This window comes from Leifsonia sp. GW821-FHT13C05, from assembly GCF_058806515.1.
In genome coordinates, this window is the sequence record NZ_JBXAPT010000001.1 from 346,726 (window position 1) to 370,036 (window position 23,311).

At 69.2% G+C, this 23,311-nt stretch carries 24 protein-coding genes; 21 read left to right on the top strand and 3 right to left on the bottom strand.

Going from position 1 to position 23,311, the window contains the following annotated elements:
- Window positions 1–6 precede the first annotated feature (6 nt).
- Both AC1ROC_RS01640 and AC1ROC_RS01645 read left to right on the top strand, forming a co-directional pair.
- Entirely contained in the window at window positions 7–360 is a 354-nt protein-coding gene (locus AC1ROC_RS01640; protein WP_085367763.1) for a rhodanese-like domain-containing protein, read from the top strand.
- 69 nt (window positions 361–429) lie between these two features.
- Window positions 430–2,682: a RelA/SpoT family protein gene (locus tag AC1ROC_RS01645; RefSeq protein ID WP_085367762.1), complete on the top strand. Its 2,253-nt coding sequence runs from the start codon at window positions 430–432 to the stop codon at window positions 2,680–2,682.
- On the opposite strand, the gene AC1ROC_RS01650 is transcribed toward AC1ROC_RS01645, so the two are convergent.
- The 3 genes from AC1ROC_RS01650 to AC1ROC_RS01660 all read right to left on the bottom strand — a co-directional run bounded on the left by AC1ROC_RS01650 (window position 2,669) and on the right by AC1ROC_RS01660 (window position 5,476).
- Window positions 2,669–3,280 (bottom strand): type IV toxin-antitoxin system AbiEi family antitoxin, encoded by a 612-nt coding sequence (locus AC1ROC_RS01650; RefSeq protein ID WP_492997677.1) that lies wholly within the window; start codon window positions 3,278–3,280, stop codon window positions 2,669–2,671. The genes AC1ROC_RS01645 and AC1ROC_RS01650 overlap by 14 nt on opposite strands.
- Window positions 3,281–3,366: 86 nt before the next feature.
- Window positions 3,367–4,596 (bottom strand): DUF349 domain-containing protein, encoded by a 1,230-nt coding sequence (locus AC1ROC_RS01655; RefSeq protein WP_168689565.1) that lies wholly within the window; start codon window positions 4,594–4,596, stop codon window positions 3,367–3,369.
- A gap of 106 nt (window positions 4,597–4,702) precedes the next feature.
- Complete coding sequence (locus AC1ROC_RS01660) at window positions 4,703–5,476, bottom strand: peptidylprolyl isomerase (RefSeq protein WP_085367759.1); 774 nt, start codon at window positions 5,474–5,476, stop codon at window positions 4,703–4,705.
- A 171-nt stretch (window positions 5,477–5,647) separates the two neighbouring features.
- Here AC1ROC_RS01660 and AC1ROC_RS01665 point away from each other — a divergent pair, with 171 nt between their 5' ends.
- From AC1ROC_RS01665 to AC1ROC_RS01755, 19 genes are all read left to right on the top strand, one after another.
- Window positions 5,648–6,988, top strand: coding sequence for a replication-associated recombination protein A (locus AC1ROC_RS01665; protein WP_085367758.1), 1,341 nt, complete (start codon window positions 5,648–5,650; stop codon window positions 6,986–6,988).
- 174 nt (window positions 6,989–7,162) lie between these two features.
- Entirely contained in the window at window positions 7,163–7,792 is a 630-nt protein-coding gene (gene rpsD, locus AC1ROC_RS01670; protein WP_085367757.1) for a 30S ribosomal protein S4, read from the top strand.
- 144 nt (window positions 7,793–7,936) lie between these two features.
- Complete coding sequence (locus tag AC1ROC_RS01675) at window positions 7,937–8,314, top strand: DUF948 domain-containing protein (RefSeq protein ID WP_085367756.1); 378 nt, start codon at window positions 7,937–7,939, stop codon at window positions 8,312–8,314.
- Window positions 8,315–8,389: 75 nt separating this feature from the next.
- Entirely contained in the window at window positions 8,390–8,581 is a 192-nt protein-coding gene (locus tag AC1ROC_RS01680; RefSeq protein WP_055894169.1) for a hypothetical protein, read from the top strand.
- 42 nt (window positions 8,582–8,623) lie between these two features.
- Window positions 8,624–11,281, top strand: a complete 2,658-nt coding sequence (gene alaS, locus AC1ROC_RS01685) for an alanine--tRNA ligase (RefSeq protein WP_085367755.1) — start codon at window positions 8,624–8,626, stop codon at window positions 11,279–11,281.
- A gap of 6 nt (window positions 11,282–11,287) precedes the next feature.
- Window positions 11,288–11,755, top strand: coding sequence for a Holliday junction resolvase RuvX (ruvX, locus tag AC1ROC_RS01690; protein ID WP_179150701.1), 468 nt, complete (start codon window positions 11,288–11,290; stop codon window positions 11,753–11,755).
- 1 nt (window position 11,756) lies between these two features.
- On the top strand, window positions 11,757–13,370 hold the full coding sequence (gene mltG / locus AC1ROC_RS01695) for an endolytic transglycosylase MltG (protein ID WP_492997682.1): 1,614 nt from the start codon (window positions 11,757–11,759) through the stop codon (window positions 13,368–13,370).
- Window positions 13,363–14,508, top strand: coding sequence for a shikimate dehydrogenase (locus AC1ROC_RS01700; RefSeq protein ID WP_492997684.1), 1,146 nt, complete (start codon window positions 13,363–13,365; stop codon window positions 14,506–14,508). The genes mltG and AC1ROC_RS01700 overlap by 8 nt, the downstream gene beginning before the upstream one ends.
- A gap of 29 nt (window positions 14,509–14,537) precedes the next feature.
- Window positions 14,538–15,746: a chorismate synthase gene (aroC, locus tag AC1ROC_RS01705; RefSeq protein ID WP_492997686.1), complete on the top strand. Its 1,209-nt coding sequence runs from the start codon at window positions 14,538–14,540 to the stop codon at window positions 15,744–15,746.
- An 11-nt stretch (window positions 15,747–15,757) separates the two neighbouring features.
- Window positions 15,758–16,249, top strand: coding sequence for a shikimate kinase (locus AC1ROC_RS01710; RefSeq protein WP_085367750.1), 492 nt, complete (start codon window positions 15,758–15,760; stop codon window positions 16,247–16,249).
- Window positions 16,246–17,373 carry a 3-dehydroquinate synthase gene (gene aroB / locus AC1ROC_RS01715; protein ID WP_492997689.1) on the top strand — a complete coding sequence of 376 codons (1,128 nt, stop codon included), beginning with the start codon at window positions 16,246–16,248 and terminating at the stop codon, window positions 17,371–17,373. Before AC1ROC_RS01710 ends, aroB begins: the two co-directional genes overlap by 4 nt.
- A 77-nt stretch (window positions 17,374–17,450) precedes the next feature.
- Window positions 17,451–17,888, top strand: a complete 438-nt coding sequence (locus tag AC1ROC_RS01720) for a type II 3-dehydroquinate dehydratase (RefSeq protein ID WP_492997691.1) — start codon at window positions 17,451–17,453, stop codon at window positions 17,886–17,888.
- 113 nt (window positions 17,889–18,001) lie between these two features.
- Complete coding sequence (gene efp / locus AC1ROC_RS01725; RefSeq protein ID WP_085367747.1) at window positions 18,002–18,565, top strand: elongation factor P; 564 nt, start codon at window positions 18,002–18,004, stop codon at window positions 18,563–18,565.
- A complete protein-coding gene (nusB, locus tag AC1ROC_RS01730; protein ID WP_085367746.1) occupies window positions 18,566–18,982 on the top strand; it encodes a transcription antitermination factor NusB in 417 nt (138 codons plus the stop codon). It begins immediately after the preceding gene.
- 78 nt (window positions 18,983–19,060) lie between these two features.
- Window positions 19,061–19,807, top strand: coding sequence for a DsbA family protein (locus AC1ROC_RS01735; RefSeq protein ID WP_492997694.1), 747 nt, complete (start codon window positions 19,061–19,063; stop codon window positions 19,805–19,807).
- Between the two features lie 79 nt (window positions 19,808–19,886).
- Window positions 19,887–20,477 (top strand): bifunctional pyr operon transcriptional regulator/uracil phosphoribosyltransferase PyrR, encoded by a 591-nt coding sequence (pyrR, locus tag AC1ROC_RS01740; RefSeq protein WP_492997696.1) that lies wholly within the window; start codon window positions 19,887–19,889, stop codon window positions 20,475–20,477.
- Window positions 20,474–21,430: an aspartate carbamoyltransferase catalytic subunit gene (locus AC1ROC_RS01745; protein ID WP_168689556.1), complete on the top strand. Its 957-nt coding sequence runs from the start codon at window positions 20,474–20,476 to the stop codon at window positions 21,428–21,430. Before pyrR ends, AC1ROC_RS01745 begins: the two co-directional genes overlap by 4 nt.
- Window positions 21,427–22,782: a dihydroorotase gene (locus AC1ROC_RS01750; RefSeq protein ID WP_492997698.1), complete on the top strand. Its 1,356-nt coding sequence runs from the start codon at window positions 21,427–21,429 to the stop codon at window positions 22,780–22,782. Before AC1ROC_RS01745 ends, AC1ROC_RS01750 begins: the two co-directional genes overlap by 4 nt.
- On the top strand, window positions 22,775–23,311 hold the full coding sequence (locus AC1ROC_RS01755; protein ID WP_434948748.1) for a PH-like domain-containing protein: 537 nt from the start codon (window positions 22,775–22,777) through the stop codon (window positions 23,309–23,311). The genes AC1ROC_RS01750 and AC1ROC_RS01755 overlap by 8 nt, the downstream gene beginning before the upstream one ends.

Consider the following 23,311-nt stretch of genomic DNA (forward strand, 5'->3'; position numbering starts at 1 on the left):
GAGAGCGTGAGCGGTTCTTATCTGTCGGAAGACGAGGTGAGCGCCGAGCGCGCGCACGAGCTCGTCGAGTCGGGTTCGGCCTGGCTGCTCGATGTCCGTGAGGCGCACGAGTGGGAGGCCGGGCACGCACCCGCCGCTCACCACATCCCGCTGTACGAGATCGAGTCGCGCCAGCACGAGCTGCCGGAGGATCAGCAGATCCTGGTGGTCTGCCTCTCCGGAGGCCGATCGCGGCTCGCGACCGATGCGTTGAACCGCGCGGACTATCCGACGGCCAACGTCGCCGGCGGGATGTACGCCTGGCAGGCGAGCGGAGCGCCCGTAGTGCGCGACGACGGCTCGCCGGGGGCGGTCGCCTGACCGCCGGAATCCGCCCTGTGTCAGAACAGGGTGCGAGGACGGCGATAATGGACGATAGGAGGCGCGCACATGGTTGATACTTCGACACCACAGGCCGCTTCGCTGCGCCGTCTCGTTCCCCGCATCTTCTCCCGCGCTCAGCCCGCTGGCGCGGTCGACACCCTGATCCGCACGGTGCGCCTGCACCACCCGAAGGCCGACCTCTCGCTGATCGAGCGCGCGTACGCCGTGGCGGAGCGCGCCCACTCCGGCCAGAAGCGCCGGTCCGGCGAGCCGTACATCACGCATCCCGTCGCTGTCGCGCAGATCCTCGCCGACCTCGGCATCGGAGCCAAGACGATCGCCGCCGCGCTCTTGCACGACACGGTGGAAGACACCGAGTACACGCTCGACGAACTGCGGGATGCGTTCGGCGACGAGATCGCGATGCTGGTCGACGGCGTCACCAAGCTCGACAAGGTCAAGTACGGCGACAGCGCCCAGGCCGAGACGGTCCGCAAGATGATCGTGGCGATGTCGAAGGACATCCGCGTGCTGATCATCAAGTTGGCAGACCGCCTGCACAACGCGCGCACCTGGGGCTTCGTGCCCGCCGCCTCCGCCACCCGCAAGGCGACGGAGACGCTGGAGATCTATGCTCCGCTGGCGCACCGCCTCGGAATCCAGACGATCAAGTGGGAGCTCGAGGACCTGTCGTTCGCGGTGCTCTACCCGAAGCTGTACGCCGAGATCGAGAGCCTCGTGCGTCAGCGCACGCCGGAGCGCGAGCGCCTGGTGCAGCAGGTCATCGACGCGATCAACGACGACCTGAAGGCCGCCAAGATCCGCGGCAAGGTGGTCGGCCGCCCGAAGCAGTACTACTCGATCTACCAGAAGATGGTGGTCAGGGGCCGCGAGTTCGACGAGATCTACGACCTGGTCGGCATCCGCATCCTGGTCAACTCGGTGCGCGACTGTTACGCGGTGCTCGGCCAGATCCACGCCAGGTGGACGCCGATGCCCGGCCGGTTCAAGGACTACATCGCCACCCCCAAGTTCAACCTGTACCAGTCGCTGCACACCACGGTCGTCGGTCCGGAGGGCCGTCCCGTGGAAATCCAGATCCGCACGGAGGAGATGCACCAGCGCGCGGAGCTCGGTGTGGCTGCGCACTGGAAGTACAAGGAACAGACCACCGGCAAGAGCGCCGGGGGGCCGGCCCGCTCGGAGACCGACCTCGCCTGGCTCGCCCACATCTCGGACTGGCAGGCGGAGACCGCGGACCCGAGCGAGTTCCTCGACTCCCTGCGCTTCGAGATCGGCGCCAAAGAGGTCTACGTCTTCACGCCCAAGGGTCGCGTGATCGGCCTGCCGGCCGGTGCGACCCCCGTGGACTTCGCGTACGCCGTGCACACCGAGGTCGGCCACCGCACGATGGGGGCGAAGGTCAACGGCCGCCTGGTGCCGCTGGAGAGCTCGCTGACGACCGGCGACGTCGTCGAGGTCTTCACCTCGAAGAACCCCGACTCCGGTCCGAGCCAGGACTGGCTGAACTTCGTCAAGAGCCCTCGGGCGCGGAACAAGATCCGTCAGTGGTTCACCAAGGAGCGCCGCGACGAGGCGATCGAGCAGGGCAAGGACGCGATCGCGCGCGCCATGCGCAAGCAGAACCTGCCCCTGCAGAAGCTGATGTCGCAGGACTCGCTGATCGAGGTGGCCTCGCTGCTCAAGTACGACGACGTCTCGTCGCTGTACGCGGCCGTCGGCGAGGGGCACGTCTCCACGCAGTCGGTGATCGAGAAGATCGTCGCCTCCGTGCAGACCGAGGCGGAGTCCGACGCCGGCGACATCGACCTGCCCGTCAAGGGGCGTTCGCGGAAGCTGCGCGACAGCGACTCGGGCGTTCTCGTGCGCGGCGCACCGGACATCCTGGTCAAGCTGGCCAAGTGCTGCACCCCGGTGCCCGGCGATCCGATCGTCGGATTCATCACCAGGGGAGCCGGCGTCTCCGTGCACCAGTCGAACTGCCACAACGTGCAGTCGCTGATGCAGGAACCCGACCGCATGATCGACGTGGAGTGGGCGCCGAGCTCGAAGAGCGTGTTCCTGGTGCAGATCCAGGTCGAGGCGCTCGACCGGTCCGGCCTGCTCTCCGATGTGACGCGCGTGCTGTCCGAGCATCATGTGAACATCCTTTCTGCGACGGTGACGACGTCGAGCAACCGCCTCGCGCTCAGCAGGTTCGTGTTCGAGATGGGTGACACCACCCACCTCGACCGCGTGCTGAACGCCGTGCGACGCATCGACGCCGTCTACGACGTCTACCGGGTCAGCGCGGGCTGACCGCGAGACGCGGAGCGGTCTGGGCGCGGCGCCGAGGCCGGACCGCGAACTCGGCCAGGGCGGTGAGGCGGTCGACGCGCGTCAGGGAGCGGCGCGACCCCCAGCGGGGTGATGCACGCATCCGGGAGCGCAGCGCGGCCACGGAGACGCCGGCGATGCCGAGCAGGTGGCGCACCTGCGCTGCGGTGTCTGGAGGGAACCGTCCGTCGGCGCAGATCAGGTCGAGCGCCGTGCGCTCCGGTGACGTGACCCGCGCAGCGCCGATGCGCTCAACGTCGCCGCGCGCGAACGTCGACTGTCTGCTGTCGAATTCCGTCGGGATGCGCCCTCCGCGGTTGCGCGTGTCGACGCACACCTGCAGGCGGGCGGGCGGAGAGGCGCGCGCCCCGTGGATCCACGCCGCCGTGCCCCTGTCGGCGATCACGTGCGGCGGGGCTTGCGCGGTGAACGCGTGGGCGCGCAGCTCCGCGGACTCCGGAGTGTCGAGCGTGGCGAACGAATCGCCCACCCGGTAGAGCTGGCCGTCGAGGCAGAGCGCCATCAGTTCGGCGAGAGGGAGGACGTCGGGACCGAGGAGGCGGGGGAGGAGTGCTGTCATGCATCCACTGTGCGGTGGGGGGACGCGGAAAAGACTCAGGCCGCCGAATCTGTGCAGATTCGGCGGCCTGTGAAGAACTCGGCGGATCAGCCGAGGGCGTCGAGCCAGATCTTCCTGGCGTCGAGCGCCTCCTGCGCTTCCTTCACCTTGCGTGCGTCGCCGCTCGCCTTCGCGTCGTCGAGCTCCTGCTCGAGCTTGGCGATGGCGGCGTTGAGCTGGCTCGCCAGACCCTCGGAGCGGGCCTTCTTCTCCGGGTTGTTCTTCTCCCAGTGCTCTTCGTCCAGCTTGCGGACGGCGGCCTCGACCTTGCGCAGACGGTCTTCGATCGGACGCACCTGCTCGCGCGGCACGCGGCCGATCTCGTCCCAGCGCTGCTGGATGGAGACCAGCGCGTTGCGGGCGGACTCGCGGTTCGTGGCCTTCAGCAGCGGCTCCGCCTCGTCGAGGAGGGCCAGCTTGAGCTGGAGGTTGGCTTCGTACTCGACGTTGTCGCGCGCATCCACTTCCGCCTTCGCGGAGTAGATGGCGTCGCCGGCCGCCTTGAAGCGCGCCCACAGCGCGTCGTCGTTGCGCTTGCCCGCACGACCGGCGAGCTTCCACTGGTCGAGCAGCTGGCGGTACTCCGGCACGCCGTCGGCACCGCGCGGGATGAGCGCCTCCGCCTGCTCGATGAGCGCCGTCTTGCGGGCACGCACGTCGCGGTGCTGGTTGTCCAGCTCGGCGAAGAACGCCTTGCGGTTGTGCTCGATGGTGGAGCGGGCGGCGCGGAACCGCTTCCACAGCTCGTTGGCCTCGTTCTTGGGGATGCGAGGACCGTCGTGCTGGTGGCTCTGCCAGCGGGCGAACAGCGCATCCAGTGCTGCCGTCGTCTGCTTCCACTGCGTGCGGGCCGGATCTTCGGCGGCGAGGGCTTCTGCCTCCTCGACGATGGCGGTGCGCTCCGCGACGGCCTGCTCGACGGCGGCCTTGGCCTCTGCGGTCTGCTGCTCGGTGAGCTCTTCGACGGTGCCGCCGAGCGCATCCAGCCGGGTGGCGAGGGAGGCCAGGTCTCCGACGGCGTTCGCACCGTCGATGGTGGTGCGGAGGGTCGCGACGGCCTTGGCGATGTCGGAGGCCGGGGCTCCGCGACGGGCGCGCTGCTCGAGAAGCGTCACCTGACCGGCGAGGTCGGTGAACTTGCGCTCGAAGTACGCGAGCGCCTCCTCGGGAGTTCCGTCGGGGTACTGGCCGACGGCCCGCTCGCTCTCACCCTCGCGGACGAAGACGGTGCCGGTCTCATCGACACGACCCCACGGTTGCTGATCAGTTGTAGCCAAGAGCCTCACCTTGCTGATGTGCGGTGCGGGCGCAGAACGCCCCACGGTTGCGAAATAGCCTATTGCACGAGGGCGCGGCGTGCAGCCGTCGGCCCGACCTCGTGCGTCACTTCACGGTGAAGCTGTCGATCTTCGTGGCGACCGCCGGCTTTCCGTCGGATTGTCCGTTGGCCGTTCCCTTGTCGGCGACGTCCGAGATCAGGGTGTCGAGACCGCTCGTGACCTTGCCGATCACGGTGTATCCGCCCGCGCTGTCCGAGCCGATCGTCGTGTCCTTGTAGACGATGAAGAACTGGCTTCCCTGGCTGCTGGCGTTGTTGCTCTGCCTGGCCATCGCGATCGTGCCCGCCGGGTACTTGTCGTCCTTCGGCGCGTTCTCGATCGGGCCGTACGAGTATCCCGGGCCGCCGCTTCCGTCGCCCTTCGGGTCGCCGCACTGCAGCACGTAGAAGCCGCCGTTGGTGAGGCGGTGGCAGGTGAGGCCGTCGTAGAACTTCTTCTGGGTGAGCGCGATGGTCGACGAGACGGCCTGCGGCGCCTTCGCACCGTCGAGCTCGACGCCGAGCGGGATGCCGTTGATCGTCATCGTGCCGGTCCACGTGCGGTCCTCGGCGAGCGTCTTCGGCGGAAGCGTGAGGGCGGCGGAGGACGCGGACGGCGACGGGGAGCCGGAGGCGGTCGGCGTGCCGGGCTTCGCGAAGAAGAGGAGCTGCGTTCCGATGGCGAGGACGACGACGATCAGGACGGCGACGCCGGCGAGCCAGTTGTCCCTGACGCGCCGCTTGACCTTCTTCTCGTGGACGGTCTGCCGCGCCTGATACGCGCGCAACCGCTCCCGTGCCTGCCTGGCTTCGCGGTCGTTCTGCTTGTTTGGTGCCACGTGTGTCCTCCGGAGCGCGCCGTCGTGCGAAATACTCGACCCGTCGCGCAACGCCCGAGGATCAGGATGAACCCTATTGGACCCGCCTCTGAGCGGCAAAGTCGCCGCTCCCAGGTTCGGCGGCAGGGGAGCGGCGGCGGGAGTGTCGGTGGGAGCGACTAGCCTGGTCAGGTGGTCGACGTGCAACCTGGGCTCCGCACCGGAGCGACGCCTCTCGCTGTGCGGATGAGGCCGAAGTCGCTCGACGAGGTGGCCGGGCAGAAGCACCTGCTGCGCCCGGGATCGCCGCTGGTCAGCCTGGCGTCGGACCAGAGCGGGGAGACCGGCTCGGTGTCCGTCATCCTCTGGGGTCCTCCCGGCACGGGCAAGACCACGCTGGCGCAGGCCATCGCGCACTCGTCCGGCCGCCGGTTCGTCGAACTGTCCGCGGTGACCGCCGGGGTCAAAGACGTGCGCCTGGTGATGGACGAGGCGCTCTCCACCCGCGACCTCTACGGCGTCTCCACCGTGCTGTTCCTGGACGAGATCCACCGCTTCACCAAGGCGCAGCAGGATGCGCTGCTCCCGGGCGTCGAGAACGGCTGGGTCATCCTCGTGGCGGCCACGACCGAGAACCCGTCGTTCTCCGTCATCTCGCCACTGCTGTCCCGTTCGCTCCTCCTGACTCTGGAGACTCTCAGCGACGACGACCTCGGCACGGTCATCGACAGGGCCGTCGCCGACGATCGCGGTCTCGGCGGGCACTACACGCTCGACGCGGAGGCGCGGGCGGCGATCGTCCGGCTGGCGTCGGGGGATGCGCGGCGCGCGCTCACCGCGCTCGAAGCCGCGTCCGTGAGCGCGGCGTCGTCGACCCCGGCCACGTCGAAGAAGAAGCCGGTGATCACGGCCGAACTCGTCGCCCAGGCGGTCGACAGGGCCCTGCTGCGCTACGACAGGAACGGCGACGAGCACTACGACGTGATCAGCGCGTTCATCAAGTCGGTGCGCGGTTCGGACGTCGACGCCTCCCTGCACTACCTCGCGCGCATGATCGAGGCGGGGGAGGACCCGCGCTTCATCGCCAGGCGCATCATCATCCTGGCGTCGGAGGACATCGGCCTGGCAGACCCGCAGGCGCTCGTGGTCGCGGTGGCGGCGGCGGACGCCGTGCAGCTGATCGGGATGCCGGAGGGGCGCATCCCGTTGGCGCAGGCCGTGGTGCACCTGGCGACGGCTCCGAAGTCCAACGCCGCGTACATGGCACTGGATGCGGCGATCGCCGACGTGCGCGCCGGCCGCATCGGGCGCGTGCCCAAGCATCTGCGCGACGCGCACTACCCGGGCGCGAAACGGCTCGGCCACGGCAAGGGATACAAGTACCCGCACGACGACGCCCTCGGCGTGCTGCAGCAGCAGTACCTCCCCGACGAACTCCGGGATGCGACGTACTACGCACCGACCGAACACGGCAACGAGCGCGACGTGTCCGCACGGCTGGCGAAGCTGCGCCGGATCGTGCGCGGGCGCTGACCCGCGATCTGCTAGACTTCTCTGGCCTAGAAGCGTGCTCGCGTGCGGCTGCGTCGAGCAACGTCTTCGAAGGGACAGGCCCTGTAGCCGGGCCTCCCCGGCACATCCCTCTACTTTTGCAGGACGAACATGTGTGCCTGCGTTCATTGTTAGAGAGACAACCGAAAGGAAATCGTGTCTACCAAGTCACGTACCCGTAGCAAGACCCGCCTCTCGCGGTCGCTGGGCATCGCCCTGACCCCGAAGGCAGCGAAGTACCTCGAGAAGCGCCCGTACGCCCCCGGCGAGCACGGCCGCACCAAGCGCAAGGCCGACTCGGACTACGCCGTTCGTCTGCGCGAGAAGCAGCGTCTGCGCGCCCAGTACGGCATCCGCGAGAAGCAGCTGAAGATCGCGTTCGAAGAGGCTCGTCGCACGCAGGGCCTGACCGGTGAGAACCTGGTCGAGCTGCTCGAGATGCGTCTCGACTCCCTCGTGCTCCGTGCAGGGTTCGCCCGCACGACCGCACAGGCGCGTCAGTTCGTGGTGCACCGCCACATCCTCGTCGACGGCCAGATCGTCGACCGTCCCTCGTTCCGCGTGAAGCCGGGTCAGCTGATCCACGTCAAGGCTCGCTCGGAGGGCACGGAGCAGTTCCAGGTCGCAGCGGCCGGCGGACACGTCGACGTCCTGCCGAAGACCCCTGGCTACCTCGAGGTCGAGCTCGACAAGCTGCAGGCGCGCCTCGTGCGTCGCCCGAAGCGCGCCGAGGTCCCGGTGACGTGTGAAGTCCAGCTCGTCGTCGAGTACTACGCGGCTCGCTAAGCACAGCGCTCAGAACGGCAGGGGTCGTGGCATCAGCCACGGCCCCTGCTGTCGTTCCAGGCACCGTGAACGGCCCTGGTCGCATCGGGCCCTGCTGGGACTACGCTTGATCCGTATGCCGTTGACGGAATGGAAGGTGGCCTCGTGTCCGGTGGCGATATCGCAGGACTGATCGCGGCGGGCGTCTTCGCTGTGCTCGTGGGTTTCATCGCGATCCCGTTGGTGAAGTTCGGGCGCGTGCTCGATCAGACCAGGGATGCGATCAAAGAGGCGAGCGACGGCATCACGCCGATCCTCGACGAGACGGCGACGACCATCCACGAGACCAACAAACAGCTGGCGCGCGTCGACGTCATCACCAAGAACGTCGCGGACGTGACGGGCAACGTCTCCGCCCTCGTGTCGTTGTTCGCCGCAACGGTCGGCGGCCCACTGATCAAGCTCGCCGGGTTCAGCGCAGCGGTCAGAGCCGCGTTCGGCTGGACACGGGGCTCTCGACGTTCCCGCAACACCACGCACTAAACTGACCGAGGCGCGCGGGAGACCGCCGGCAGGAGGTCGGCGCCCGCGTCGTATCCATCGAGGGAGAATCAGGACATGAAGAGTTTTCTGTGGCTCGTCGTCGGCGTCGCGATCGGGTTCGTCGTCGCGCACAAGGTGAACGAGACCCCGCAGGGGCGTCAGTTCTTCAGCAGCATCGACAAGAAGGCGCGCGACTTCGGCGAGGCCGTCTCCGACGGCTACCGCCAGCGCGAGGCGGAGATCCGCTCCGCCATCGACGGCGACTGACCCCTCCCTCCCCGTACCACCGCTCACTACCGCTCGGAAACCATGCAGACTGCTGAAATCCACCGCCGCTGGCTCGACTTCTTCGCCACGCGCGGTCACACCGTCGTCCCGTCCGCCTCTCTCGTCAGCGACGACCCGTCGTTGCTGTTCACGGTGGCGGGCATGGTGCCGTTCGTGCCATACCTGACCGGGCTCGTCCCCGCGCCGTTCCCGCGCGCGACGAGCGTGCAGAAGTGCATCAGGACGCTCGATATCGACGAGGTCGGCAAGACCCCGCGGCACGGCACGTTCTTCCAGATGTGCGGCAACTTCTCGTTCGGCGACTACTTCAAGGAGCAGGCGATCACGTACGCCTGGGAGCTCCTGACCACGCCCGAGGACGACGGCGGCCTCGGCTTCGACCCGAAGGACCTCTGGGTCACGGTCTACGAGGAGGACGACGAGGCGCGGGAGATCTGGAAGCGTGTCGCGCAGCTTCCGGATGAGCGCATCCAGGGTCTCGGCAGGGACACGAACTACTGGTCGACCGGTCAGCCGGGCCCGGCCGGCCCGTGCTCGGAGATCTTCTTCGACCGCGGCCCCGCGTACGGCATCGACGGCGGTCCTGCGACGGACGACGACCGCTATGTGGAGATCTGGAACCTGGTCTTCATGCAGTACCTCCGCGGCGAGGGAACCGGCAAGTCCGACTTCGAGATCCTCGGCGACCTGCCGAAGAAGAACATCGACACCGGCATGGGGCTCGAGCGCGTCGCGTTCCTCAAGCAGGGCGTCGAGAACATGTACGAGATCGACCAGGTACGCCCTGTGCTCGACCGTGCCGCCCAGCTCGCGGGCAAGGAGTACGGCGCCGTCCACGACGACGACGTGCGCCTGCGCGTGATCGCCGACCACGTGCGCAGCGCCCTGATGCTGATGTCCGATGGCGTGACGCCGTCGAACGAAGGCCGCGGGTACATCCTGCGCCGCCTGCTGCGCCGCACCGTGCGTGCGATGCGCCTCCTCGGCGTCGACCACCCCACCTTCCCCGAGCTGTTCACCGTGTCCAGGGATGCGATGAAGGCCGCATACCCGGAAGTGGATGCCGACTTCGCGCGCATCTCGCAGCTCGCGTACGCGGAGGAGGAGACGTTCCTCCGCACGCTGGTCGCGGGCACGAGCATCCTGGACACCGCGGTTGCGAACACGCAGCGCGCCGGCAAGGAGCAGTTGGCGGGCGACACCGCGTTCCTGCTGCACGACACGTACGGCTTCCCGATCGACCTCACGCTCGAAATGGCGGAGGAGGCCGGCCTCAGCGTCGACCGCGCGGCGTTCGACAGCCTGATGGCCGACCAGCGCTCCCGCGCGAAGGCGGACGCGAAGGCGAAGAAGACGGCACTGGCCGACCTCTCCGTCTACAGCGCGTTCCGCTCGCAGGGCGAGACCGTCTTCACTGGGTACACCGAGCTGGAGACGGAGTCGAGCATCCTGGGCCTGATCGTCGACGGCGCGTCGGTGAACAAGGCGACCGAGGGGCAGATCGGCGAGGTCATCCTCGGCGCGACCGCTCTCTACGCGGAGTCCGGCGGTCAGGACGCCGACGCGGGAACCATCGTCGGCCCCGGCTACGAGCTCGAGGTGCTGGATGTGCAGAAGCCGGTCAAGGGGCTGATCAGCCACAAGGTCTTCGTGCGCAGCGGAGAGGTCGGCGTCGGTGCTCCGGCGACATCGCTGGTCGACAAGGACTACCGTCGCGGCGCGCGCCAGGCGCACTCGGGAACGCACATCATCCACGCGGCGCTCCGCCAGGTGCTCGGCTCCAACGCGCACCAGTCCGGCTCGTTCAACAAGGCGGGCTACCTGCGTCTCGACTTCTCCTGGAACCAGGCGCTGTCCGCGGAGACGCGCAGCGAGATCGAGGAGATCTCGAACAACGCGATCCGCGACAACCTCGAGGTCACCACGCGCGAACTGCCGCTCGCCGAGGCCAAGGCGCTCGGCGCGATGGCGCTGTTCGGCGAGAAGTACGGCGAGACCGTGCGCGTCGTCGACATCGGCGGCCCGTGGTCGCGCGAGCTCTGCGCGGGCACGCACGTGATGTCGAGTGCGGAGATCGGGATGATCAACCTGGTCAGCGAGTCGTCCGTCGGCTCGACGAACCGTCGCGTCGAGTCGCTCGTCGGGCTGGAGGCGTTCCGCGACCTCGCGGTCGAGCGCACGATCGTGTCCCAGCTGTCCGGGTCGCTCAAGACGCCGCGCGAGCAGCTGCCGGAGAAGATCGCCGACCTGCTCGCCAACCTGAAGGCCGCGGAGAAGCGCATCGCGGCGTTCGAGGCGCGCGCCGTGCTCGACAAGGTTCCCGCTCTGCTGGAGTCCGCATCCCGTCACGGGTCCGTCACGGTCGTCGCGAGCGACGCAGGCACGCTGAACTCGGCGGACGACCTGCGACTGCTCGCCACCACCGTGCGCGAGCGCCTGGGCTCCGACCCCGCCGTCGTCGCGCTCGCGGCGCGGGCGGCGGACAAGCCGGTCGTGATCGTCGCCACCAACCAGGGCGCGCGCGACGCCGGCGTCAACGCCGGTGCTCTCGCGAAGACCGCATCCGGGGTGCTCGGCGGCGGGGGAGGCGGCAAGCCCGACCTCGCCCAGGGCGGAGGCACGGACGTCGACGCGATCCCTGCCGCGCTCAGCGCGGTGACCTCGGCGATCGGCGGCTAGGGCGTCGTGCGCTCGGGAGTGCGCCTCGGCATCGACGTCGGGAAGGTCAGGATCGGCGTCAGCAGGTCCGACCTGCACGGGATGCTCGCCACCCCGGTCGAGACGGTGCAACGCTCCAAAGATGCTGCGGATCGCCGCAGGATCTCGGAGATTGTGACGGAACTCGGAGTTTTCGAGATTATCGTCGGGTTGCCTTTGGCGCTCTCGGGCGCGCACACCGCATCCACGGCCGACGCCGTCGGATTCGCTGAAGCGCTCGTCACGGAGGTGGGTGTGCCGGTGCGGCTGGTCGACGAACGATTGACGACCGTTTCGGCCCATTCGGCACTCCGGGCGTCGGGAAAGAACTCGAAAAGCGCGCGTCCGGTGGTGGATCAGGTGGCTGCCACGATAATTTTGCAGCACGCCCTCGACGCGGAGCGCGCTTCAGACCGTCCGCCGGGCACACCCGTTGAACCGAACATTGGACCCTAGTTTGTCGCAGAACCCTCCTACCCCGGGGCACGGCGAAACCAGCCAGCCGGACGGCCAGCCAGCACCCCCGCTGTTCCCGTCGGTCAACCGTCAGCCTCTGACGCGGCGCGAGGCGAAGGCCAGAGAAGCGGCAGCGGCGAAAGCGGCGGCGGGACCCGACGCGGACGCAGCGCAGAGTGGCGCGGTCGACCCGTCGGGGCAGCAGGCTCCTGCACCGGCGGTGCCCGCGGCACCCGCCACGCCCGCGCGCTCGGTCGCTCCGCTCGACTTCGACGCCGTGATCACCGGCCCGATCGCCGCCCAGCGCGACGGCAGCATCCCGGAGCAGGCGGAGGAGCGCGAGCGGGAGACCGTCGGCGCCCGTCGCTCCAACTTCATCAGCGCGCGAGGACCGGCCGCGGACGCTGCGCAGGAGCCGGTGACCTCCGACCCGTTCGCCACCTTCGAAGAGCTCGCGGCCCAGCACGACGAGCACGCACCGGATGCGCAGCAGGACTCCCCGCTGGTCTGGCGGCAGCAGCACTACCTCTCGCACACCGAGCCGCCCAAGAAGAAGCGCAGCCTCAAGCCGCTCTGGGTGACTCTGATCATCGTCGCGATCTTCGGCGGCCTGATCGGCGGAGCGTACGCGGTGTTCCAGCCCCAGATCGCGAAGCTCGTGCAGGCCATCACGCCGGTCGACAACGACTACACCGGCAACGGCACCGGCCAGGTGCTGTTCACGATCAACTCGGGCGACAGCGGCTCGGACATCGCGAACAACCTGGCGAAGAAGGGTGTGACGAAGAGCTACGAAGCGTTCTACACGCTGCTCCTCCGGCAGAAGCCGGAGCCGAACTTCCAGCCGGGACTGTTCAAGCTGGCCAAGCAGATGAGCGCCCAAGCGGCACTCATCGCGCTGCAGGATCCGGCGTCGAAGATGGAGAACACGGCGGTCATCCCCGAGGGCACGGCCGAGAAGGACATCCTGCCGATCGTGGCAGAGGCGACCAAGCTGCCCGTGGCGGACCTGCAGGCGGCAGCGGCGAACCCCGCGCAGTTCGGGGTCCCCGCCGAGGCGAAGACGCTCGAAGGGTTCCTGTTCCCCGCGACGTACACGTTCACCCCGGGGATCACCGCGCACGACGCGATCAAGACGATGGTCGACCGCAGCTTCCAGGCGCTGGATGAGGCGGGCGTCGCTCCCGCCGACCGCTGGAAGACCGTGGTGCTGGCCTCCATCGTGCAGCGGGAGGCCGGGCTGGCCCCCGACTACCCGAAGGTGTCCAGGGTGTTCCTCAACCGGCTGGCGCAGGGCTGGGACCTGCAGTCGGATGCGACGGTGGCGTACGGCACCGGCAACACGCACACGGTGACGACGACCGACGCCGAGCGCGCCGACGCGGGCAACCCGTACAACACCTATGTGCATCCCGGACTGCCTGTCGGGCCGATCTCGAACCCGGGCGACCTCGCCATCGGAGCGGCGGTCCACCCGGCGGACGGACCGTGGATGTTCTTCGTGACCTGGAATCTGAAGACCGGCGAGACCATCTTCTCGACGACCGTGGAAGAGCACGACGCCGCGGTGGCGAAGTGGCAACAGTGGATGAGGGACAACCCCGGCTATGAGTGACGAACGCGGCGTGAACGGCAGCGAAGGAGCGGCAGAGGAAGACGGCGTCTCCGAGGCGGAGGCGGAGGCGACGATCGCCGCCATCGTCGAAGCGGAGCGCGCGGCGGAGGCCGAGGAGGCTGCCGTCGCCGAAGCGGAAGAGGCGGCTGAGCTGGAAGAGCTGGAGGACGAGGCTGAGGCTGAGGCAGACGCTGAGCCGGAGCCCGCGCCTGTCGTCGCCAAGAAGCCGGCCGCAGCGTCCAGCAAGCCGCGCGCTGCCTCGTCGAAGGCGGCCAAGCCCGTCACTCGCAAACTCGCGGTTCTCGGCTCGCCGATCGAGCACTCCAAGTCGCCTGCCCTGCATCGCGCGGCGTACGACGTGCTCGGACTCGACTGGGAGTACGACGCCGTCGATGTCACCGCCGACGACCTCACCGGTTTCATCGACGGCCTCGGACCGGAGTGGCGCGGGCTGTCTCTGACCATGCCGCTGAAGAAGTCGGTCGTCCCGGTGCTCGGTGAGACCGACAGGATCGCCGAACAGACTGGAGCGGCGAACACCGTCCTCCTCGACGACGGTGCCGTGCGCGGCTTCAACACCGACGTTCCCGGGTTCGTGCGCGCGCTGTCCGCCGCAGGGCTCGAGAGCGCGCACTTCGTGCACATCCTCGGCGGGGGCGCGACGGCGGCGTCCGCGCTCGTCGCCGCCGCGGAGCTCGGGGCGGAGAAGGTCGACATCTACGTGCGGTCGCTGGAGCGGAGCGTGTGGCTCGAACCGCTCGCGCACCAGCTGGGGCTCATGGTGCGCATCCGGCCGCTCAGCCAGGCCGACCGGTCGCTCGACGTGCCCGACCTGGTGATCAGCACCCTGCCGGGTGGCGCGACGACGGATGCGCTCTACACCGACTCCACGCGCCGCAAGGCCGTGCTCTTCGACGTGTCGTACGACCCGTGGCCGAGCGCGCTCGGCCGGTCGTGGAACGCCGTCGGCGGCCACGTCGTCTCCGGACTGGCGCTGCTCGCGCACCAGGCCCTGCTGCAGGTGCGGATCTTCGTCTCCGGCGACCCTCTGCAGCCGCTGGACGGCGAGGAGACGGTGCTGGCGGCGATGCTCGACGCGGTCGGGATCGACGCTGCGGGAGCACTGCTGGAGGACTGAGCCCTCCGCCGCTGTGCCAGAATCGAATCATGCTTCGTTGGCTCACGGCCGGGGAATCCCACGGTCCCGAACTCATCGCCCTCCTGGAGGGGCTCCCCGCAGGGGTGCCCGTCTCCCTCGACGCCATCCGCGCCGATCTCGCGCGCCGGAAACTCGGCTATGGGCGTGGTGCGCGCATGAAGTTCGAGCAGGACGCGCTCGACATCTCGGGCGGTGTCCGCCACGGGTACAGCCTCGGCAGCCCCGTCGCGCTGCGCATCGGGAACACCGAGTGGCCCAAGTGGGTCGACGTGATGAGCGCGGAGCCGGTCGACGAGCAGAAGCTCGCGAGCGGCCGCGGAGCACCGCTCACCCGCCCGCGCCCCGGTCACGCCGATCTGGTCGGGATGCAGAAGTACGGCTTCGACGAGGCGCGCCCCATCCTGGAACGGGCGAGTGCCCGTGAGACCGCCGCCAGGGTCGCGCTCGGCGCCGTCGCCCGGTCGTTCCTGGCCGAGCTGGGCATCACGCTCGTCAGCCACACCCTGTCGATCGGTCCGGTGCGCGTTCCGGAGGGTTCGCCCCTTCCGCTGCCGAGCGACGTCGACGTGCTCGACGCCGATCCGCTGCGCTGCTTCGATCCGGCGACCAGCGCGCTGATGGTCGAGGAGGTGGATGCCGCACACAAGGACGGCGACACCCTCGGCGGCGTCGTCGAGGTGCTCGCATACGGGCTTCCGCCCGGACTGGGTTCGCACGTGCACTGGGACCGCAGGCTCGACGCGCAGCTGGCGGCAGCCCTCATGGGCATCCAGGCGATCAAGGGCGTGGAGGTCGGCGACGGCTTCCTGACCACGACGCGCCGCGGCTCTGAGGCCCACGACGAACTGGTGGCGGAAGACGGCGAGATCGTCCGCACCAGCGACAAGGCCGGTGGAACCGAGGGCGGCATGAGCACGGGAACCGTGTTGCGCGTGCGCGCAGGCATGAAGCCGATCGCGACGGTGCCGCACGCCCTCCGCACCATCGACATCGCCACCAGCGAGGCGGCGGCCGCCCACCACCAGCGCTCCGACGTCTGCGCCGTCCCCGCGGCCGGCGTGGTCGCGGAGGCGATGGTCGCGCTGGTGCTCGCCAACGCGGTCGTCGAGAAGTTCGGCGGAGACTCCATCGCGGAGACGGCGAGGAACCTGCGCGGCTACCTCGACGCCATTCCGCAGAACCTCGCGACGGAGCGCCTGTCGGCGCCATACGCCTGAGCACCGCACCCGTGACCATCGTTCTGATCGGTCCGCCGGCGGCGGGCAAGTCGCGCATCGGAAAACGGCTCGCCGCGCGCCTGAAGGTCCCGTTCGTCGACACGGACTCGCTGATCGTCGCCGAGCACGGGCCCATCTCCGCGATCTTCGCCGAGCACGGGGAGCCGCACTTCCGCGCGCTGGAACGCGCGATCGTGGCCAGGGCGCTCGGAGAGCACGGCGTGGTCTCGCTCGGCGGGGGCGCCGTCATCGACCAGGGCACGCAGGCCGACCTGGCCGACGCGCGGGTCGTTCTCCTCACCGTGAGCCCGGAGGCCATCGCGGCCAGGATCGGCAACGGCAAGCGACCGCTGGTCACCGACGTGGAATCGTGGAAACGACTCGTCGCCGCCCGCACCGACATCTACACAGCACTCGCCGACTACACGGCAGACACATCGACCAGACCGATCGACACCATCGTGGAAGAGATCGCGGCCTGGGTCGAGGAAGGACAGCGATGACCCCCATCGAGAACGACCAGCCCACCGGGAACGACCAGCAGACCGGCAACGACCGGCCGACCGAGATCCTCGTCCCCGGCGCAGACCAGTACCCGGTGGTGGTGGGCCGCGGGCTTCGCACGCAGCTGGCCGACCACCTCGGCGGCGGCGTCGCCAAGGTGCTGATCGTCCACCCGCCGACACTGGGCGCGGCCGCTGCCGAGTTGCGCGAGTCGCTGGTCGGGCAGTTCGAGGTACTGCTGGCCGAGGTCCCGGATGCGGAGGCGGCCAAGCGGGTCGAGGTCGCCGCGTTCTGCTGGCAGGTGATGGGGCAGGCCGACTTCACCCGCTCCGACGCCGTCATCGGCTTCGGTGGTGGCGCGGTGACCGACCTCGCCGGCTTCGTCGCGGCCACCTGGCTGCGCGGCGTCCGGCTGGTGCAGGTGCCGACGACACTGCTCGGGATGGTGGACGCGGCCGTCGGAGGCAAGACCGGCATCAACACGGCGGAGGGCAAGAACCTCGTCGGCGCCTTCTACGCGCCGGCCGCGGTGATCTGCGACCTGGACACGCTCACCTCGCTCCCGCGCAACGAGATCCTGGCCGGGTTCGGCGAGGTCGTGAAGTACGGCTTCATCGCCGAGCCGGAGATCCTCGACATCATCGAGCGCGACGTCGACCGGGCCACCGATCCGCTGTCCGACGAATTCCGCCGCCTGGTCGAGCTGTCCATCGGCATCAAGGCGCGCGTCGTCGGGGAGGACTTCACCGAGCAGGGACTTCGCGAGATCCTCAACTATGGTCACACCCTCGGGCACGCCATCGAGCACGCCGAGCGCTACCAGTGGCGCCACGGCGCCGCCGTCTCCGTCGGCATGATGTTCGCGGCGGAGCTCGCCCGGCTGAGCGGACGGCTGAGCGACGAGGTCGTGGACCGGCACCGCCGCATCCTGGAGTCCCTGACGCTGCCGGTGAGCTACCCGCTCGGCCGGTGGCAGACGCTGCTCGCGTCGATGCAGCGCGACAAGAAGGCGCGGGGGAGTCTGCTGCGCTTCATCGTGCTCGACGACATCGCCCGGCCGACCGTGCTCGCCGGTCCCGACCAGAGCCTGCTGTTCGCCGCGTACCAGGAGATCGGTTCGTGACGACCGCGACGACCGTGACCGAGCTGGTGGCTGCGCGTCCGCTCTCCGCCGCCGCTGCGCCGGTAGGCTGATCCGCTATGAGCAGTGTTCTCGTCCTCAACGGCCCGAACCTCGGGCGTCTCGGCACCCGCGAGCCCGACGTCTACGGTGCGGAGACCCTGGACGACCTCCGGGTCGTCCTGCAGTCCGACGCGCCGGAGACGACCATCGACCTCCGCCAGACGGACGACGAAGGCCAGCTGCTGCGCTGGCTGCACGAGGCGGCGGACAGCGGAGCTCCCGTCATCCTCAACGCGGGCGCGTGGACCCACTACTCCTACGCGCTCCGGGATGCGGTCTCGCTCGTGACCAAGGCCGGCGGCACCGTCATCGAGGTGCACCTGTCCAACCCGCACGCGCGCGAGGAGTTCCGGCACACCAGCGTCCTCTCCGCCGTCGCGAGCGGGGTGATCGCCGGATTCGGGTTCGACTCCTACCGCCTGGCGCTCGCCCACATTCGCCGAAACGCCGACTGACAACTAGAATCTCTTGAGGCTGCCGCCGCGTCCTTCGTGCGTGGCCGGCCACCGTGGACCGCTCCGGCGCGCATCCACCCGGATCTTCTCCCACAATCGAACGGAACTCACGCATGGCAACAACCGCTGACATCAAGAACGGCATCGTCCTCAACATGGACGGCCAGCTCTGGACCGTGATCGAGTTCCAGCACGTCAAGCCGGGCAAGGGCGGCGCGTTCGTCCGCACCAAGCTGAAGAACGTCACCAGCGGCAAGACGGTCGACCGCACCTTCAACGCCGGATCGAAGATCGAGACGTCGAACGTCGACCGCCGCGACTACCAGTACCTGTACCAGGACGGCGAGAACTTCGTCTTCATGGACACCAGCGACTACGACCAGATCAGCATCTCCGGCACCGTCGTCGGCGACGCAGCCAACTTCATGCTCGAGAACCAGAACGTCACCGTCGCGCTGCACGAGGGCGAGCCGCTCTACGTCGAGCTCCCCGCCTCCGTCGTGCTGGAGATCACCTACACCGAGCCGGGCCTGCAGGGCGACCGCTCCACCGGCGGCACCAAGCCGGCGACCGTGGAGACCGGCTACCAGATCCAGGTCCCGCTGTTCCTCGAGACCGGCACCAAGGTCAAGGTCGACACCCGCACCGGTGACTACCTCGGTCGCGTCAACGACTAGATGAGCGCCAGGACCAAAGCCCGCAAGCGTGCTCTGGACGTGCTCTACGGAGCGGACGTCCGGCAGATCGCGCTGAACCAGGCACTCGCGACCGAGGCGGAGCGCGCGGCCAGTGAGCCGCAGCGCGAAGCGTCGTGGCTGTACGCCCGCGAGATCGTCGACGGCATCATCGACAACCAGGACGAGATCGACGAGCAGATCGAGACGTACGCGCAGGGCTGGACCCTCGCGCGCATGCCGATCGTCGACCGCGCCATCCTGCGCATCGGCGTCTGGGAGCTGCTCTTCAACGAACAGGTGCCGGACGGCGTCGCCATCTCCGAAGCCGTCGAGGCGGCGACCGTGCTGTCCACGGACGACTCGGCCGGCTTCATCAACGGTCTTCTCGCGAAGATCGCGCAGAACAAACCGAAGTAAGACCAGCCGCCCGCCCGCAGGGAGCGCCCGACCAGGCGCATCCCGGCAGGGGAGCGCCAGACCAGCGGAACGAGAGCCATGCGCAGCACCACCTCCCTTCGACGCCCATCCGGACGGCGAGCGGGGGTGCGCGCACTCGGCGCTGCGCTCATCGCCATCGCCCTGGTGGCCGGCACGGCCGCGTGCTCGCTGGTCGGGGGCAACGGCTCGGTCCCTGTCGCCACGGCGAAGGCTCCGACCGGCACGGACGGCGCGGTCAACTTCGACGACGGCTACATCAAGGCGGGCACGGGAACCAAGCACGTCGACATCTGGTTCGACCCGATGTGCCCGGTCTGCGGCGCGTTCGAGAAGGCCAACGGAGACACACTGGCGAAGGCGGTCTCGGACGGCACGATCACGCTCCGCCTGCACCCGCTGACGTTCCTCGACCGGGCATCGAACGGCACCGGATACTCCACCCGCGCCTCCGCGGCGCTCACCTGCGTGGCGGTGAAGGAGCCGAACAGCGCTCTCGACTACTACACGGCGCTGTTCGCCAACCAGCCGGAGGAGAACTCCAACGGGCTGACCAACGAGCAGCTGGCGAAGCTCGCCACGGACGGCGGGATGACCGACATCACCGACTGCCTCGGCCGCAGCGGCCCGTACCAGGCGTGGGCGCAGGCGAACACCGCGCACTCGCAGACCGGCCCCATCACCGTGGACGGGAAGAAGGTGCTGGACACCATCCAGGGCACGCCGACCGTGCTCGTGGACGGCAAACAGTTCACCGGCAAGGTCGATGACAGCGCCGCGTTCACCTCGTTCCTCGCGAAGAACTGAGCATCGCGGGCTCCTGCTATGCTCGTTCGCGGTAGACATCCTTTAACAGCCGTCCTGTGAGGCGGGGAAGGAGGTCGGCATGACAGTACGAACAGTGCTGCAACACGCTGACATCACCCGGGCGTTGACTCGGATCTCCCACGAGATCCTGGAGTCCAACCGGGGTACGAACGATCTCATCATCCTGGGGATCCCCACGCGCGGGGTCGTCCTCGCGCGGAGGATCGCGGAGAACATCCAGCGGATCGAGCCACAGGCGGTCGCATCGCCGGCCGACCTCGTCGGCGCGCTCGACGTGACGATGTACCGCGACGATCTCTCCCGCAACCCCACCCGCACCCCGGCGCCCACCTCGCTGCCGGGCAGCATCGACGGCAAGACCGTCGTGCTGGTCGACGACGTGCTGTACTCGGGGCGCACCATCCGGGCGGCACTGGATGCGCTGAGCGACCTGGGCAGGCCGCGCGCGGTCCGGCTCGCCGTGCTGGTCGACCGCGGCCACCGCGAGCTGCCGATCCGGGCGGACTTCGTCGGCAAGAACCTGCCGTCCGCCGCCTCGGAGCGCATCAACGTGCTGCTCACCGAGATCGACGGGGACGAGGCCGTGACCATCGAGGACGGCCTGACGGACGCCGCGGACGCCCAGGGCAGTGCGGAGGCCGGAGCATGAGGCACCTCCTCTCCACCCGCACCCTCGGGCGCGACGACGCCATCCGCATCCTGGACGTGGCCGAGGACATGGCCGACGTGCAGGAGCGCGAGGTCAAGAAGCTTCCGACACTGCGCGGCAAGACCGTCGTCAACCTCTTCTTCGAGGACTCGACCCGCACCCGCATCTCGTTCGAGGCCGCGGCCAAGCGGCTCTCCGCGGACGTGATCAACTTCAGCGCGAAGGGCTCCAGCGTCTCCAAGGGCGAGAGCCTGAAGGACACCGCGCAGACGCTCGCCGCGATGGGCGCAGACGCCGTCGTCATCCGGCACAGCGCATCCGGCGCCCCGCAGACGCTCGCCGCCAGCGGCTGGATCGACGCCGGCATCGTCAACGCCGGAGACGGGATGCACGAGCACCCCACCCAGGCGCTGCTCGACGCGTTCACCATGCGGCGCAGGCTGCACGGCGCCGCATCCAGGGGTCGCGACCTCGACGGCGTGACGGTGACCATCGTCGGCGACATCCTGCACTCCCGGGTGGCGCGCTCGAACGTCTGGCTGCTGGAGACCCTCGGCGCCGACGTCACGCTGGTGGCGCCGCCCACCCTGCTGCCGGTGGATGCGTCCGGCTGGCCGGCGAGGATCGGCTACGACCTCGATGCCGCGATCGACGCAGGACCGGACGTGGTGATGATGCTCCGCATCCAGGGCGAGAGGATGAACGCGGCGTTCTTCCCGAACACCAGGGAGTATTCGCGCCGTTGGGGGCTGGACGACGAACGTCTCGCCCGGCTCGGCGACGGTAGCATTGTGATGCACCCCGGTCCGATGAACCGGGGTCTGGAGATTTCGGCGGCGGCGGCGGACTCGCCCCGCTCGACGGTCAGGGAACAAGTGGCCAACGGGGTTTCCGTTCGAATGGCCGCTCTGTACCTCCTGCTGTCCGGTGGAGATCGGGAGGACTTGGCATGAACGAGAAGTATCTGATCGCGGGAGCGACGCTCGCAGACGGCGCGCGTGCCGACCTGCTGGTGAGCGACGGCAGGATCGCGGAGCTGGGCACCGGGCTGTCCGCTGCCGGCGCGACGGTGGTCGACGCGGACGGGCTGCTCGCGCTCCCCGGCCTGGTCGACCTGCACACGCACTTGCGCGAGCCGGGCTACGAGCAGAGTGAGACGGTCCTGACCGGCACCCGCGCTGCGGCGGCCGGCGGCTTCACCTCGGTGTTCGCGATGGCCAACACCTCCCCGGTGGCCGACACGGCCGGTGTGGTCGAGCAGGTGCTGAGCCTGGGCGACGCCGCAGGCTACGCCACGGTGCGCCCGATCGGCGCCGTCACCGTCGGCCTGGAGGGCGAGCGGCTGGCCGAGCTCGGCGCGATGGCCGACTCCCGCGCACGCGTGCGGGTGTTCTCGGACGACGGCAAGTGCGTCTCCGACCCGCTGCTGATGCGCAGGGCGCTCGAATACGTCAAGGCGTTCGACGGCGTCATCGCCCAGCACGCCCAGGAGCCGCGGCTGACCGTCGGCGCGCAGATGAACGAGGGCGCGCTGTCCGGCGAGCTGGGGCTGGCCGGCTGGCCGGCCGTGGCCGAGGAGTCGATCATCGCGCGGGATGTGCTGCTCGCCGAGCACGTCGGCTCCCGCCTGCACGTCTGCCACGTCTCGACCGCCGGTTCCGTCGACGTGATCCGCTGGGCGAAGGCCCGCGGCATCGACGTGACGGCCGAGGTCACTCCGCACCACCTGATCCTCACCGAAGACCTGGCGAGCGGCTACGACGCCCGATACAAGGTGAACCCGCCGCTGCGCCGGTCGGAGGACGTCGAGGCGCTGCGGGCAGGGCTCGCGGACGGCACCATCGACATCGTCGCCACCGACCACGCCCCGCATCCCGTCGAGTCGAAGGACTGCGAGTGGGACGCCGCCGCGTTCGGCATGGTCGGCCTGGAATCCGCGCTCTCGGTGGTGCACGCCTCCGTGGTGCAGAACGGGATGCTCGGCTGGGCGGACGTCGCCCGCGTGCTCTCGCACACCCCCGCGAGCATCGGCAGGCTGGCCGGTCACGGCCAGGCGATCGAGCAGGGGGCTCCCGCGGAGTTCACCCTCTACGACCCCGCTGCCTCCCGGTCGTTCTCCACCGGAGACCTCGCCGGAAAGGGCATCAACTCTCCCTACCTGTCGATGACGCTCCCCGGCCGCGTCGTCGCGACCTTCCACCACGGGTACCCGACCGTCTTCGACGGCGCGGTCTCCGACGCGGAGGAGGTCGCCGCCCGCGCGAGGGCGGTCGCCGGACACTACGAGGAGGCACTGCGTGGATAAGCTCGTCCCCGTCCTGGTCGTCGCGGCCGTCCTGGTCGTCGCCGTCCTGCTGATCGTCTGGGGCTGGCGACGACGCGTGCGACGCGACCGATCGGCGGGCGGCGGATACGCTGCCCCGGCTGCGGCCACCACTGCAGCCCAGCCGCTCGCGCGCGTCGCGACCTTCTACGTCGCCACCACCAAGGGCGGGGAGCATCTGGAGCGCCTCGCGCTTCCCGGGCTCTCGTTCCGCGGCAAGGCTGAACTGAGCGTGACGGAGGACGGCGTCAGCGTCGCCATCCCCGGCGAACAGCCCGTCTACATCCCGTCGTCGGCGATCACCGGCCTCGGGGCGGCGACCACCGCCATCGACCGTGTGGTCGAGAAGGACGGACTGCTCCGTCTCTCCTGGACCACCAGCGGCGGCGTGGCGGCAGACAGTTTCTTCCGGGTCGTCGACCCGGCCGACCGGGCGCCGGTGATCGCCGCGGTCGAATCCATTCTCCCCGCCGGCCATCAGGCGGGAACCAGCACGGAAAGTGAGGTGTGA